General features: G+C 65.7%; 14 protein-coding genes. 4 read left to right on the forward strand and 10 right to left on the reverse strand.

The features are described 5' to 3' along the window. Nucleotides 1–112: 112 nt before the first annotated feature. Nucleotides 113–1,987, reverse strand: a complete 1,875-nt coding sequence (locus ASE35_RS08150) for a DUF2075 domain-containing protein (RefSeq protein WP_057163527.1) — start codon at nucleotides 1,985–1,987, stop codon at nucleotides 113–115. A 25-nt stretch (nucleotides 1,988–2,012) separates the two neighbouring features. Beyond that, on the reverse strand, nucleotides 2,013–2,363 hold the full coding sequence (locus ASE35_RS08155) for a nucleotide pyrophosphohydrolase (protein ID WP_057160638.1): 351 nt from the start codon (nucleotides 2,361–2,363) through the stop codon (nucleotides 2,013–2,015). A 282-nt stretch (nucleotides 2,364–2,645) separates the two neighbouring features. On the opposite strand from ASE35_RS08155, the gene ASE35_RS08160 reads away from it, so the two are divergent. Continuing rightward, nucleotides 2,646–3,200, forward strand: coding sequence for a DUF2058 domain-containing protein (locus ASE35_RS08160; RefSeq protein ID WP_057163528.1), 555 nt, complete (start codon nucleotides 2,646–2,648; stop codon nucleotides 3,198–3,200). A gap of 179 nt (nucleotides 3,201–3,379) precedes the next feature. On the opposite strand, the gene ASE35_RS08165 is transcribed toward ASE35_RS08160, so the two are convergent. From ASE35_RS08165 to ASE35_RS08195, 7 genes are read right to left on the reverse strand one after another with little or no spacing between them, the layout of a single operon-like run. Next, nucleotides 3,380–4,765 (reverse strand): ATP-binding protein, encoded by a 1,386-nt coding sequence (locus ASE35_RS08165; protein WP_057163529.1) that lies wholly within the window; start codon nucleotides 4,763–4,765, stop codon nucleotides 3,380–3,382. 11 nt (nucleotides 4,766–4,776) lie between these two features. Further along, on the reverse strand, nucleotides 4,777–5,454 hold the full coding sequence (locus ASE35_RS08170; RefSeq protein WP_056178035.1) for a response regulator transcription factor: 678 nt from the start codon (nucleotides 5,452–5,454) through the stop codon (nucleotides 4,777–4,779). A 21-nt stretch (nucleotides 5,455–5,475) separates the two neighbouring features. Next, a complete protein-coding gene (locus tag ASE35_RS21950; RefSeq protein ID WP_057163530.1) occupies nucleotides 5,476–6,147 on the reverse strand; it encodes a hypothetical protein in 672 nt (223 codons plus the stop codon). A 29-nt stretch (nucleotides 6,148–6,176) separates the two neighbouring features. Beyond that, nucleotides 6,177–6,968 carry an SDR family oxidoreductase gene (locus ASE35_RS08180; protein ID WP_057163703.1) on the reverse strand — a complete coding sequence of 264 codons (792 nt, stop codon included), beginning with the start codon at nucleotides 6,966–6,968 and terminating at the stop codon, nucleotides 6,177–6,179. After that, entirely contained in the window at nucleotides 6,968–7,642 is a 675-nt protein-coding gene (locus tag ASE35_RS08185; RefSeq protein WP_056178039.1) for an iron-containing redox enzyme family protein, read from the reverse strand. Before ASE35_RS08185 ends, ASE35_RS08180 begins: the two co-directional genes overlap by 1 nt. Further along, entirely contained in the window at nucleotides 7,639–9,126 is a 1,488-nt protein-coding gene (locus tag ASE35_RS08190) for an AMP-binding protein (RefSeq protein WP_057163531.1), read from the reverse strand. Before ASE35_RS08190 ends, ASE35_RS08185 begins: the two co-directional genes overlap by 4 nt. Further along, nucleotides 9,123–9,782 (reverse strand): thermostable hemolysin, encoded by a 660-nt coding sequence (locus tag ASE35_RS08195; protein WP_057160209.1) that lies wholly within the window; start codon nucleotides 9,780–9,782, stop codon nucleotides 9,123–9,125. Before ASE35_RS08195 ends, ASE35_RS08190 begins: the two co-directional genes overlap by 4 nt. A gap of 432 nt (nucleotides 9,783–10,214) precedes the next feature. Here ASE35_RS08195 and ASE35_RS08200 point away from each other — a divergent pair, with 432 nt between their 5' ends. After that, nucleotides 10,215–11,651, forward strand: a complete 1,437-nt coding sequence (locus ASE35_RS08200) for a hypothetical protein (protein ID WP_057163532.1) — start codon at nucleotides 10,215–10,217, stop codon at nucleotides 11,649–11,651. 105 nt (nucleotides 11,652–11,756) lie between these two features. On the opposite strand, the gene ASE35_RS08205 is transcribed toward ASE35_RS08200, so the two are convergent. Further along, entirely contained in the window at nucleotides 11,757–12,215 is a 459-nt protein-coding gene (locus tag ASE35_RS08205) for an Lrp/AsnC family transcriptional regulator (RefSeq protein ID WP_157489361.1), read from the reverse strand. Nucleotides 12,216–12,375: 160 nt separating this feature from the next. Here ASE35_RS08205 and ald point away from each other — a divergent pair, with 160 nt between their 5' ends. Next, entirely contained in the window at nucleotides 12,376–13,494 is a 1,119-nt protein-coding gene (gene ald / locus ASE35_RS08210) for an alanine dehydrogenase (RefSeq protein WP_057163533.1), read from the forward strand. 512 nt (nucleotides 13,495–14,006) lie between these two features. Then, a complete protein-coding gene (locus ASE35_RS08215; protein WP_056178051.1) occupies nucleotides 14,007–14,519 on the forward strand; it encodes a hypothetical protein in 513 nt (170 codons plus the stop codon). Nucleotides 14,520–14,598: the final 79 nt, after the last annotated feature.

The following is a 14,598-nucleotide window of genomic DNA, read 5'->3' on the forward strand; positions in this document are numbered from 1 at the left end:
AACCTCAGAAATAATGGGCCAGAGTGCATTTTCCGGAGACGCGCGCTAGGTCGAGCTCATGAGAATCAAGTCGGCCCCTATCTCTATGTCAAGCGATCAGATTGTCCAGCGGCTACGGCTGCTCTAGTCGGCGCTTGAAGTGGCTCTGAGTTTCAGGATCGACGCAATAGACATAACAACCCCTCATGCCGCGCGTCATTAGCGTCTTGTAGGTGTTTCGAATGACCTGATCCAGGCGTTCACGTGTCGCGTCCGGGTCTCTGCGCATTGAACTGCGCCAGCCTCGAATAGAGCGGTCGTTGCTGGAGCGCGCTTCGGGATTGACGGTCATCTGACCGGATCGCGCTACCAAGTCAGGCCCGATGATGACGCCCACATAGTCGAGTTCGAGCCCTTGGCAGGTGTGGATGCACCCAACTTCATTGATCGAGTTCGGGGCGACGATCCAGAGGCTGCTGTCTTGGCTGAGGTTCCATTTGCGAGCATAGCCATGTTCCGGGATGACGATGTCGTTCCGCTCCGGATGCTTCTTGCTTATCCAGTCCCAGCAATAGCCGGCGACCACGCGCGAGCGGTTATTCGCGGCATTCTTATCCTCGATGAGGCGATGTAGCTCGTTCGGGGAGTCGACTACACGGAAGTCGAAATCGAAGTCGCTGACCAGCTCATCCGCGACCTCGCCGATGCCCAGCATGTTGTTGAGCCAGGCGATATAGCCATCCGACCCGTTGCATCGGAACTGGGAGGCGAGTTGCAGGCGGGTCACTTCGGCGCCCAGTTGCGACGCCCAGCGCTCCAGCTCTCGGGAGTGGCCAATGTCGCTCAGCGTGACCAGTTGGTCGTCATCGACGAAGAAGATCGCGCACTTGGCGCTTTGAATGATCTCCTTGATCTGGTTCTCGCCGAGATTTCCGTACAGGCCCGACTTCTCGTTCAGACGATGCGCTTCGTCGACGATCAGGGCATCGAACGCGTTGGGCTCAGTCGTGGTGAATGCACCCGATCCCCTGAAGAGGTTGTCGATCGCGTTGGTCTTGAAGCTGCCGGTGAGCTTAGCTTTGAACACGGCTCGGGGCGCTGCGTTCTTCGATACGTACTGGCAGACCAGGCCAAGCTTGGAAAGATGGTTGAGCAGGTTGATGGCGATGACGGATTTTCCGGTGCCCGGCCCGCCCTGAACGATGACCGCTTGCTTTCGATCTTCGGAGGCGCGCTTTCCGGCCGATACGGCCGTTTCGAAAGCGACCTTTTGGTCGTCGATAAGCACGAACTCACGGTTGCCTTTCAGCATGCCGGCAAGGCTATCCACCAATGCTTTGGACGGCCGAATACGGCCGTTCTCGATCTGGTAGATGAGTTCGCCATTGTCGCCGCGTCGGACATGCTTTTTGATGAACTCGCGCAGGCGGCGACGCTCCTCTTCGCCCTTCAGGAACAGGGGCGCCTTCTGCGTGTAAGCGTCGTATCTGGCATTGTCGATAATGTCGTCGCGTACGTAGTTATGCAGGTACGCGCAGGGGCTGAGGGCGACGCCGTGGTCGTAGACCGCCTCATTGAAACCTTCCAGCAAGGTGGCATAGGACCAGGCCTGATAGCTGGGGTGGGTGCCTTCGGTCGGTGGGGCGGAGCCGCCTCGACGCGCCAGGATGATGCCGTCCTTATCGGTGAGTGCGGCCTGCGACCATTGCTTGAGTTCGACGATGATCAGATTAGGCGATCCGGATTCCGCCTGGCCCGACAGGATGAAGTCGATCCGTTTCGCCGATTGCGGTATGCCGAATTCGATGCCGACGCCGACGTCCTCGGCGATGTCCCCGTCCCGTAGGACCTTCGCCATCTCGGATAAAGAGGCCTTCCACGAGCGCATTTCGGCGTCTGGCGCATAGCGGCCGGTCCGCTGCAGGTATCCATGCGCGATGACCTCTTCGATATCGAGGTTGTCGTGGTCATCGAGAAACTTCGACTTCGTCGACTGGTAGACAATCAATGGCCGCCCTCCTTGTGGCCGTCGCTCATAGCTCGGTGTACTTCTTGCTATTGCCCCTGGCCAGATCGACCGGGTACTTGGACGCATTGACCTCCAGCTTCTTCCAGGCTGCCTCGATCGGATCTATGCCGAGCTTGTCCGCGAAGCGGATCAGGTACAGCAGGACGTCGGCGATCTCCTCGGCGACGGCCGCTCGCTTGGACTCGTCCAGGGCCTGGCTTTGAGCGTCGGTGAGCCATTGGAAATGTTCGAGCAGTTCCGCGGCTTCCACCGACAAGGCGGTGGCCAGATTCTTCGGGGTGTGGAACTGGTCCCATTCCCGGGCCAGGGCGAACTCCCGCATGGCCTCCTGCAGAGCCTCGATACTGCGTTCCATGTTGCTCATCCGTGCGACGTCAGAGCAATGCTAGCTCACCGGAAGGCCGGGGAGTCGACACTCCGATGGATGTCGGTTGACGCTAACCTCCGGGCCAGCGGTGGGGTGAGTGTGCACTTCACGAGACGCGCTGGCCGGAGGTCATAAAGAGCTGCCTGCTCCCATATCCGACCCCCTTGCAAGGCAAGCGCAGATCCCCGCTATAACGTCTCCTCCATCCCAGGGGAAGAGCGGCGGGGGTGGGGGTATGATGCCCAGAAACCCCCAGCAAGAACCCGCGCCATGGCAAAGGCAAACCCCCTTCAGGAACAGTTGCTCAAGGCCGGCCTGGTCAAAAAGTCCAAGGTGGCCGAGGTCGCGCGCGAGCAGAACAAAGCGCGGCATGCAAAGGGGCCGTCTGGGCCCAGCGAGGCCCAGCTGGAGGCGGAGCGGGCGCGGGCCGAAAAGGCCGAGCGGGACCGCGCGCTGGCGGCGGAGCGAAAGGCACAGGCGCGGGTCGCCGAACTGCGCGCGCAGGCGCGGCAGATCATCGAGGACAGGAAGGTGCCGCGCTCGGGCGAGAGCGAGTACCGCTTCACCGCGGGCGGGGTCATCCGCACCTTGTTGGTCAACGAGGATCTGCGCAAGAAGTTGTCCTCTGGCGAGCTCGTGATCGCCTGCCTGGGCGAACGCTACGAACTGTTGCCGCGCGCGGCGGGGGATAAGGTCCGCGAGCGCGATGCCAGCATGATCGTGCTGGATCATGGGCTGGCTTCCGACACCGGTGCTGCCGCGACGACGGCCGAAGACGATGCGTACTACGCGCAGTTCAAGGTGCCCGACGATCTGGTTTGGTGACTGGCGCCGAAATTCGGGATTAAAGCCCGGCGTCGGAGTTCGTCTTTGGAGGCTTTCGCTGGCGGTAGTGGCGAAAGTCCATTCCGGCTCCATCTTCGGCAGCTCTACCTGCGCACGGACCGGCGCCACGTCGAGCAGTGCGGACGCTGGCGCTTTTCGAAAGCGACCCGCCGTATAGATCAAACGGCGGCGAAGGTTACCGTGACGCGCAAGCCGCCCAGCTCGGGCGAGCGGTCCATCGCGATCTGCGCGCGATGCAGGGACACGGCTTCGGCGACGATGGACAGGCCCAGGCCGCTGCCCTCCACGCCGGTGCCCAGTTCGCGGTAGAAGCGTTCGAACACTCTGGCGCGGGCGTCTTCCGCGATCCCCGGCCCGGAATCCTCGACCACCAGCACCGCCGAGTCGCCGTCGCGGGATACCCGCAGGGCTATCGCCCCGGGTGCGGGGCTGTAGCGCAATGCGTTGTCGAGCAGGTTGCGCATCAGGGCGTCGATCGCGAGCTCTTCTCCGAATATGCTCACCGACGCCGCCGACATGGTCAGGGTCTTGCCTTGGGCCGCGGCCAGGGCGCTGTAGTCGCGGAAGTGCCGGTTGCCCACGACTGACAGGTCGATTCTGTCCATCTGCGGCTTGCGCTCGCGCGATTCGAGTCGGCTGAGCATCAGCATTTGGCTGACCAGTCGCTCCATGCGCTCGATGCTGTCGTCGAGATAGCCCTGCGACTGGGCTCTCTCGTCCTGCGTGGGCGCCTGGCGGACGTTGAATGCATGAACCTTCAAAGCGGCCAAGGGCGTTCGAAGCTCGTGCGCGACATCGGCGGTGAAGCGACGTTCGCGCAGCAGCGCATCGTTCAGTCGCGACAGCAATCCGTTGATCGCCTGCACGATGCCATGCACTTCGGTCGGTACTTTCGCTAGAACGATGGGCTCGAGCTGTCTGGGATCCTTCAGAGCGACCGCGTCCGACACGTCCTGGATGGTGCGGGTGACCCAGCTCACCGCCAGCCACACCAGTAGCGCAAGCACGGGCAAGGCCAGCAACAGCGGCAGCATGGTGCCGAAGGCGATGTCCTCGGCCAGCTCGCTGCGGATCGCGGATTGCTCGGCCGATTGATACCAACGCCCCGCCGGCGTCTTCAGAGTGAAGGTCCGCCACTGCTCGCCGTCGAATACCGCGTTGCCGTAGCCGGGCACCAGCGGCGCGAGGCCGGTACGGGGGCCGCTATCAGAAAGCAGCAGTATCTTGCCGGTGGCGTCGCGCACCTGGAACGCCAGCTTGGTCTCGTAGGCATGACCCGTGGAGAACGCCAGGGCGTCGCCGACGCCGCTGGCGTTGCCGTGCCACACCTTCACTTCGATCGGGTTTCCGGGGTGCTCGGCCAGGTCGGCCAGCGGCTCGTCCACGAGGCTCATCAGCACCCGCGCGGAATGCGCGAGCTTGGCGTCGAACATCTCGCCGGCCTCCTGCAGGCCGGCGCGGTAGCTGAAGAACGCGGCCACCAACAGCACGGCCGTGGTCCCTCCCAGCAGGGATCCCAATAGTCTGTTGCGGATGGATCCCATGAGTGTTCGCTCTATCCGTCGGCGTGAGCGATCTTGTCGTCGATAGCGTAGCCCACGCCCCTCAGCGTTCGGATCAACTCGGGGTGAAGCTTCTTGCGCAGGGCGTGCACGTGCACGTCCACCGCGTTGCTGGCGACATCCTCATCCCAGCCATACAAGCGCTGCTGCGCGGACTCGCGGCTGATGGGCCGGCCCTTGTTCTCCATCAAAAGATGCAGCAAGGCGAACTCCCGACGTGGCAGATCGAAGCGCTTGCCCCTCCACGTCACCAGCAGCGTCGCCGGATCGAGCACCAGGTTGCCCAGGCGCACTATCGGATCGGCGCGCCCCTGCGTGCGGCGAATCAGGGCCCGCACCCTCGCCAACAACTCATTGGTGTCGAAAGGTTTGCCCAGGTAGTCGTCGGCACCGGTGTCCAGCCCGAGCGCGCGGTCGCTGGCGCGTTCGCGCGCGCTCAGAACGAGGATGGGCAGGCCGTCTCCCGTGCGCCTGGCCTGGCGGATCACTTCCAGGCCGTCCATGTGCGGCAGGCCCAGGTCCAACACGACCAAGTCGATGCCGCCGTCCTTGATCGCGGCCAGCGCGCTCACGCCGTCCTGCAGCCAGTCCACCGAATAGGTGGCCCGGCGCAATGCCGTTCGGATGCCTTCGCCTAGCGACAAATCGTCTTCGACGAGCAGGATGCGCATGCGGGCAGTGTCTTCGCTGGATCACCGGCTGGCAAGGTGCGAACGGACCTTGGTGAGCAAGGCCTGGATGTCCTTGCGACGGCCCTGGTCGGCCAGTTCGCGGCCAGGGCGGGCCGGCGCGGCCAGGGCCTTCTCTAGCGACGCGGCGGCGGCTTTCCAATCGCCCTGGTCCTGGAGATAGTCGCCATAGAAATAGTTGGCGTCGATGCCGTCGGGGTCCACCTGAAGACCGGCCTTCAGCAGTTCGCGCGCCTTGGCATCGTCGCCGAAGCCGATCGGCCAGCCGGGTACCTGGTAGTACAACGCGCCCAAGCTGGTGTAGGCCGCGCCGTCCAATGCCTTGGGGTCGATGGCCAGGGCTTGTTCGAAGTCCTTTTTGGCCTGTTTCACTAGGCTCAAGGCGCCCAGGCCGCCGCGCTCGCCGGCGAAGCTGGACAGGACGATGCCTTCCCAAATCAACGCCGATGCGTTGCCGGGCTGCGCGGCGCGAACGGTGGCGGCCTGCTTGGCCAAGGCCTCGAACCCGGATTCGCGCTGCTTCTTGGGCGTGTTGTAGTTGATCTGCGCCCAGCGGTCTTGCACGGTCGCGACTTGCGCGGGCAGAACGGCCTGCGCGGCCAGGCACGGCAGGGCGGCGACGCCGAGCAGCAGGCCGGCGAGCAGGGACGCGCGACGAATGCGGAAATCGAACATGGCTGGTTCCTCGGTAATGGGGGCGGCGATCAGGGGCGCGCGTGGCGCCGGATCAGGGGCAGCTGCGCTTTCAGGTTTCGATCGATCAGGCTGGGGAACGCGCCGTTCAAACGCGCGAACAGCTTTTCCGGCCAGCCCAGCTGCATGCGCGGTCGTTCTTGTTCGATCGCCACTATGATTTGCGCGGCGACCGCGGCGGGCTCGTCCTGGGCGACTTTCATCGCCCGGTTCAAGCTGTTCACCGCCTCGGAGTTGAAGGCCGTTCGCGTCGCGCGAGGCGCGAGGTATTGGAATCGCAGGTTGGTGTCGGCGTACTCGCGCGACAGGCCTTCCATCAGCCCGCGCAGGCCGAACTTGCTGGCGCTGTAGGCGGAGAACCCCGGAAACGCCAGGCTGCCGAAGGTGGAGCCGATCGCGGCCACCGTCGCGCGTTCGTGCTGCTTCAGTATCGGAAGCAGGTCGTGGATCAGTAGCGCCGGCGCCACCAGGTTGGTGTCGAACAACTGTTCGAGCCGTGCGGGCGATTGATCCTCGAACAAGCCGAAGGCGCTCTGGGCGTGGGCGAGGATGACGACGGACGGCGATGGCGACAGACGGCGCGCGAGATCGATCACGCGCGCGCGCCCCTCCGCGCTCGACAAGTCGGCGGCCAGCGGCGTCACGCGTCCCGCTTCGTGGCGCTGCGCCAAGGCGGCCAGGGCCGGCTCGTTGCGGCCGACCGCGATCACGCGGGCTCCCGTCGCCACCAGCGCGTCGCACAGCGCGGAGCCGATTCCGCCGCTGGCGCCGGTCAGCAACACCGTCTTGTCGCGCAGCGCGATCATGCGGCGGCGGCCAGTTCGTCGGACTCTTCGCGCAGCGTGCGGAAGATGTCGCCGTAGAGCTTGTAGAAGCGTCGGGCGGCATGCACCACCGCCTGGCGGTCTTCTTCCTCCTCCAGGCGGTTCATCAGCTGCTCGTAGAAGCCGGTATGCTCGACATCCAGATCGCCGTGGGATCGCAAATAGGTGAACGCGTTGCGCGGCAGTCCGAGCGAGGTCTCGATGGTCTCGGCGGCGCGCGTGGCCAGCGCCACGCTGGTGCCCTCCAGCACCAGCACCATGCCGAAAAATCCGACCGGGTTGCCGCGCGCGATGGTGTCGTAGGCATAAGCCACCATCAGTTCGGTGGCTTGCGACGGGGCCGAGTTCGCCTTCTCCGCCCGATCGCAGCCGCAGGCCGCCAGATCGTCCAGCACCCATTCGTGGTGGCCCATTTCTTCTTCGATGTATTCGCCGATCGCGGTGCGCAGCCATTCCAGGCGGGCCGGGAGCCGCCCGCCGCAGGCCATCAGCAGCGGCACCGTGTGCCGCACATGATGAAAGGCCTGGGTCAGAAACGCGATGTAGTCCTGCCTTTCGATTTTCCCGGCCAAGGCGGTCTGGATGATGGGAATCGCGATCAGCGCTTCGCGCTCGCGCTGGGTCTGCGCCAAGAGGCGCTCGTGGAACGTCATGCGGGTACTCCTGTCTCGATAGGGGGAGAGGAAGACGGATAGCGCTGCTCGATCGCATCGGCGTAACGCGCGAAGATCGCGTCGCGTCGCGGCCGGCCATTGCTGGTCATCAAGCCGTCGAGGGCGCTGAAGGCCGCATCGGCACGCACGATGTCGCGCACTTGCGCGTAATCGGGCAGCTGCGCGTTGACCTGGTCCAGCGCCGAGCGCAGTTGCGCGTCGGTGAGCGCGGGGTTCCGCGGCCAGACCACGGCGACGTTGAATTCGCGGGCCTCGCCATGCACCACGGCTTGAGCGAACATCGGGTGCTGCAGCAGTTCGCTCTCGATCCATTCGGGCGAGACGTTGCGGCCGAAGGCGGTGATGAAGACGTTCTTGCGGCGGCCGGTGATGTAGACGTAGCCGTCCTCGTCGATTCGTCCCAGATCGCCGGTGGCGATCGCGCCGGGAGCGGGTGTGTCGGCGCCCAGATAGCCCAGGCAACGCACGCCTTCGACCCACAGTTCATCGTCGACGACCGTCACGCGCGCATGCGGCAAGGGCTGGCCCACGCTGCCGGGCCGGATGGCGCCCGGGCGATTGAGGCAGACGACCGAGCCGCATTCGGTCAGGCCATAGCCCTCGTAGACCGGCAGGCCGACGGCTTGCGCGCGCGCCAGCAGGGCGGGCCCGACGCGCCCGCCGCCGACGGCGAGAAAGCGCAGCGAGTCCGGCAAGGCGGCGCCATGTTCGGCCGCCATCACCAGCGCCAGCAGCAACTGCGGCACGACGATCGCGCTTTCGGGGCGGTAGCGGTGCAGACACGCCAACAGGGTGGGCACGTCGAGTCCGGCGGCGCCGGTGTAGCCGATCTCGGCGAGGTGGGGCACCGCGATTTCAGCGCCGGCGATCAGCGCGGCGTACACGCCGGCGACATTCTCCAGCAAGGTCGACAGCGGCAGCAGGCACAGATGGCGGCGCGGCGCCAAGGGTTGTGCGGCTTGGGCGAGGGATTGCGCCACTTGGTACAGGGCCGCTTCGTCCAGGCACACGCCCTTCGGGGCGCCGGTGGTGCCCGAGGTGTAGGTGACGCAGGCGGTGCCATTCGGCAGCGCCACCGCGGCCGCGCTCAGCGGCCATAGCCGCAGGCCCGGCGCCAGTTCCTGCGAGACGGCGATGTCCGCGTCGCCGGGGGGCGCTGATTGGTCGGACAGCACCAAGGCCTGGGCACCGCTGTCGGACAGGGCATGGGCCATCTGCGCGGGGCTGAAGAAGGTCGGCACCGGTACATGGGCGATGCCCTGGCGGCGCAGTGCGAGATCCAGGATCAGCCAGTCGGGGCCGTTGTCCAGGCGGCTGGCGACGCAGCGCAACTCCGGCGCCGCGAGCTGTTCGGCCACTCGGGAAACCCGTGCCCGCAAGTCATCGTCGCTGAGATCGCCGCCGTTCCAGGTCACGCGCAGCGCAGGTCCGACGCGTTCTTCTATCAGTCGCCCGATGCTCATGACCGCGCACCCGCGAGCGTCTTCTCGGACTGCGCGTCGGCGGCCACCGTCGACCGCTTGGCCTCCGTCAGGTAGGCGTACCCGGCCGCGAGATCGCCGAACATCAGCTTGGGCTGGGTCTCGTAGTAGCGGCCCCAGTCGCTGGAATCGCCTGACACGCGCGCGGGCGAGGCGTCGGCGATCTCCACCGTGGCCAGGTGCAGGCGATCGAAGGCGTTGCGCAACTGCCGGGTGGCCACGAACAGCACCCAGCGATAGCCGCTGCGATGCAGGCGCGACGTCAGGTCGACGATGACCTCGCGGCTTTGCCCTGCCGACACGGCCGCGAAGTTTCCGACCTCGACCAGCTCGTTGCGATTCACCGGCCGCCCGACGAAATCGCCGATGGCGCGCTCGGCGGGCTCGTCGAGGTACTGTTCGACGAACAGTCGGCCGTCGGCGCCGCCACGCAATCCCACCGCGGCGTGCAGTGCATTGGTCTGGTCCCGGAATGCGATCAGTCGCGGCAGGAAATTGCGTAGGCGCGCGCCGTATCGCAACTGGTACACCTGAGCGATGAAGGACTCGACTTCGGGGCGGACGGCATCGTCGGAATCCACCTCCAGGCCGGATGGCCGCAGATCGAGGTCGGTATTTTTGTGGGGATGAGTGCGCATGGAGCGGCATCATTCCGCTCCCCGATTAAGTCACCATTAGCACATTGTTAGGCAGATGTAAGGCGCGCATTAGCTTCTCGTTCAACGCGTCCGCCATGCGCGCGATACCTCGCGCGATGGGGCCGACCACCCCTGCGGTTGCGCCGCCCCTGATTGCGAATCGGAGCGATTCGCAACGCTGGCGGCCTCGTTCCCGCCACTTGGGGCGTATCGCTAGGATCGATATCCGCTCGAGCCCGGGCCGGGGTTCCGACAGGCTGGGGGCGCGGGGGGAGGGGCGCGCCTTCGTGCCGCCCAGGCCGATGAACGTAGCCGCGCGTCATGGAAAACGGATGGGGCGTCAGGGTGGCGGCCCTGGGCGGGGCTATGCTGCCCACGCACCACGAGCAGCACAGACCGCAGCTCCCTATCACCCAGCTCAAGGATGAAGCCATGAACGACACTCAGGATGGCGGGGCCACGCAGCAAGGCGTGCCCGCCGACAAAGCGGCCTATCTGGCCGAAGCGACCGCACTGTTCAAACAGATCCTGCCGTTATGGGATTCGGCCGGCAATGTCTGGCGCACCGCCTGCGCGTTCGACAGCCTGCTCGATTACTTCGTGGTCAGCGGCACCGACAGCACGAACTATGCCGATGACGCGTTGACCGCATTGGATCCGACCAAGAAAGGCAATTGGTGGGACGATTTCGGTTGGATCGGCATCGCCGCCTTGCGGGCGGCCGAGTTGGGCTTCGCGGCTCAGCACCGTTACGACTTCCTCAAGATCGCGATCAACTCCTGGTGCTACATGTACGGCGCGGGCTGGTCGACGGCGTCGGGTCCGCAAGGGGTCTATCCCTACCTCGATCCGCCGGGTTGGGCGAGCTTCGCCAGTACCCACACCAAAAACACGGGCGCGCCCAATTGCTGGGTCTACATCGACCAGACTTGGCCGGGCGTGACGCCGGACATGCAGGCCAAGCTGCGTCCGCGCTATTCGCCCGGCGGCATCTGGAACTCGCCGTTCACCGCCACCGAGCATCCCCTTCCGTCGGCCGAGTACAACAGCGGCGGTGGCGACGTCCTCAATCCGATTCAGAACACCGTCACCAACGCGGTCTATGCGCTGCTGAGCCTGCGCTTGTCGCAGGCCGCGAAGCGGCCGGATTTCGCGCCGTACTTCAGCGGTGTGGGCTTCAATCTCGCGGCCTGCAATCAGGCTTGGGAGAATCAGATCGCCTGGTGGCAGTTGTGGATGCTGAAGACGGCGGACCCGCTGCAGTCGTTGTTGTTGACCGGGCAGCAGGGCTCGCAGGGCGGGTCCTTGGTGCGCGAACGCGTGTCCAGTTTCCATGCGGTGAACAACGAGATCTACTGGGATTCCTCGTACAACAAGGACATGACCTGGAGCGGCGACCAGGGGCTGCTGATCGGCGCCCTGCGCGAGGCGAACGCGATCTACAAAGCCTCGCCGCCGCCGGTGTGCGGCCTGTATCCGGATCTGATCAAGGGCACGTTCGCCAACTACTTCCGGCCGCGCACTTACGGCTCGGTCAGCGGCAGTTTCCCCTTGCCGTGGCTGGAGGTAGGCGCCGCGGACCCGTACAACGCGACGCCGCCGGGCAGCGACTACGGCGATTACCAGACCGGCGTGGGCGCCTATATGCGCTATCTGCTGCAGGCCTATCAGGCCGAGCCGGCGCTGCTGAGCGCGTATAAGCCGACGATCATCGCCGCGGCCAACGCGCTGGTGAATCCGAACTTCGGCACGGCATCCCCGGTCGGCCAGTGCGACGCGTTCACTCCGCAGGGCTTCGACAAGGCCGATCTGATGTCGGCCTACGTCAACCGTTTGGCGGTGCTGACGCTGGCGATCGCGATGAGCTGAGTGTTTGCAGTGCGGTCGTCGGTGCCTGCGGGCGCCGGCGACCGATTGTTTCGATTGAGGACTGGATGAGTGGGGCGCGAGGTGCGTCGACGGCCGCCGGCGATCTCACACCGGCAGCGCAGTCGTCTTCTTGACCGTGCGCAGCGCCAGCGTCGATTGCACGCGCACCACACCGGGCAGTTGGGTCAGGATTTCGGTGTGGATGCGTTCGAAGTCGGCGGAGTCGGCGTAGGCCACGCGCACCATGTAGTCCGCGGTGCCGGCGAGCAGGCAGCACTCGGTGACTTCGGGGTGGTGTTGGATCGCCGCCTCGAACGCGTCCAGCGAGGCGCGCCCCTGTTGGTCCAGCGACACCAGCACGAAGGCGGTGCCGGGCAGGCCCACCACTTTCTCGTCCAGCAGCATCACGTAGCGCGCGATCAGGCCGCGCTCCTCCAGCAATTTGACCCGCCGCAGGCAGGCCGAGGGCGACAGGTTGATCTGCTGGGCCACGTCGGCATTGGTCAGGCGGCCGTCCTCCTGGAGCAGGCGCAGGATGGCGCGATCGCGGGAGTCCAATTTCATTCGCATATTATTCGATGAATGGCCGGAATACTGGCGAATAGTGCGGCATTGCAGGTCTGGGGGCAACGAAATTGGCGAATAAGTGCATGTTTGCTCGTCCATACTGCCTCCCCACAAGGCGCCGGACGAGCCGGGGCCAGATCAACGGCGAGAGCAGACCATGCGCATTGGTGTCCCGAAGGAAATCAAGAACCACGAGTACCGCGTAGGTCTCGTGCCCTCGTCCGTACAAGAGCTGGTGCACCACGGCCATCAGGTGATGGTGCAGGCGGGCGCCGGTCTGGGCGCCGGTCTGTCCGATGCCGACTACGTCGCCGCCGGCGCCGTGATCGTGGACGGCGCCGACCAGATCTTCGCCGAGGCCGAAATGATCGTGAAGGTGAAGGAGCCGCTGGCCGAGGAGCGCGCCAAGCTGCGCCCGGGCCAGATCCTCTTCACCTATCTGCACCTGGCGCCCGATGCGGCGCAGACCAAGGACTTGATCGCCTCGGGCGCGATCTGCATCGCGTACGAAACCGTGACCGCCGCGAATGGCTCGCTGCCGCTGCTGACCCCGATGTCGGAAGTCGCCGGTCGCCTGGCGCCGCAGGTCGGCGCGCACGCGCTGGAGAAGGCGCAGGGCGGTCGTGGCGTGCTGTTGGGCGGCGTGCCCGGCGTGCCGGCGGCCGAGGTCGTGATCCTCGGCGGCGGCGTGTCCGGCACCCACGCGGCAACCATCGCCGTGGGTATGGGCGCTCAGGTCACCGTGGTGGATCGTTCCGCTGATGCGCTCAAGCGTCTGGCCACCCAGTTCGGCACCTCGATCTCGACCGTGTTCTCGACCCGCTCGGCCATCGAAGAGTTGGTGCGCCGCGCCGACCTGCTGATCGGTACCGTGCTGGTGCCGGGCGCCGCCGCGCCCAAGCTGGTCACGCACGACATGGTCCGCACCATGAAGCCGGGTTCGGTCATCGTCGACGTCGCCATCGATCAGGGCGGTTGCGTCGAGACCTCGCACGCCACCACCCATGCCGCGCCCACCTACGTGGTCGACGGCGTCGTCCACTACTGCGTGGCCAACATGCCCGGCGCGGTCGCGCGCACCTCGACCTTCGCGCTCAACAGCGTGACCCTGCCGTTCACCCTGGCGTTGGCCAACCACGGCTGGAAGGAAGCGCTGGCGCGCGACGTCCACCTGCGCAACGGCCTCAACGTCTCCGAAGGCCACGTGACCTGCGAGCCGGTCGCCGAGGCGCACGGCCTGCCTTACGTGAGCGCGGAAACCGCGATCGGTCTGTAAGCGGCGGACGTCGCATGTGCGAAAGGGGCGGTGGTGTTACGCCGCCCCGTCTCGCGAAGGGCGCTTAGTCCTTCGCTGCCAGGGGCGAGCCCTGGCGGGACGGCATCGCGGCGCACTCCAGCCGCGGTGCGCTCCGGTGGCCTGAGACGGTCCCCGGCCGTTCTCGATCTCTGCTCCTACGCCTTTCCTGCGTTCCCTGCCGACGCGCCGACGCCTTGCGCGTAAGCGGCGCGCCTGCGTTCGGCTGCATGCGCGGCGCCGGCTTCCGGTCATGCAACCGCGCGCCGGCGACAGCGATGCACTTCGATATTGCATTCCCGAGCGCTGCCCAATGGGTAGGGAGGCTGCGCGGTGCCCGCGTTCTTCTTATTGCGGCGGCTCGCGAGCCCAGGAGGGCGAGCGATGCCGCGACGCATAGGGGAGAGGTGCCGGTCGATCGCGACGTTGCGCAAGCGGCGGGCCCTGCTTCGTCCCCGACATGGCAATCAAGGAATTCACACAGGAGGTGACTCATGATCGTGCGTACGGCAATGGCAGCGGTACTGGTGGCGGGTTTGGTCGGCGCGGTGCCGGCGGCGAAAGCGGCGCCCTTGGCCCCGTCCTTCGAGGAGAACTGCCCCATCGGCACCGAATGCGGCGGCGATGGCGAAGGCGGCGGCAGCAGCGGCGGTGGCGGAGCGGGTCCGACCTACGTGCTGCAGGGCGTGATCCAGAACGAGGGCTACGAGAGCGGCCCGGCGGGCGGCAAGCGGGTCAAGATTCGCGGCTACTCGCGCTTCGCCGACGTCAACAACAACCGCGTCGATGCGGACTTCATCAGCGTGCGTTGCAACGCCTACGATGCCCTGGGCGGTTACACGACCGAGTACGACGAAGAGAGCGATGGCGCTCTGGTCGACGTGCATTTCCCGTCGAACTGGATCTACGGCGCCTACCGTAAGATCACCGTGGTCTGCGTCCACAACGCCACCAACGGCGTGAACACCTACAACGCGACCAGCACGGCGGAGTTCACCATTCCGTAAGGGGCGGGCTTCCGATCCGCAATGCGGCCGCGGCGCCCGGAGCGTATCCGGGCGTCGCGGCCAACCGCGGGCGCTTCGT

This window comes from Lysobacter sp. Root916, assembly GCF_001429785.1.
Taxonomy (GTDB): Bacteria; Pseudomonadota; Gammaproteobacteria; order Xanthomonadales; family Xanthomonadaceae; genus Lysobacter.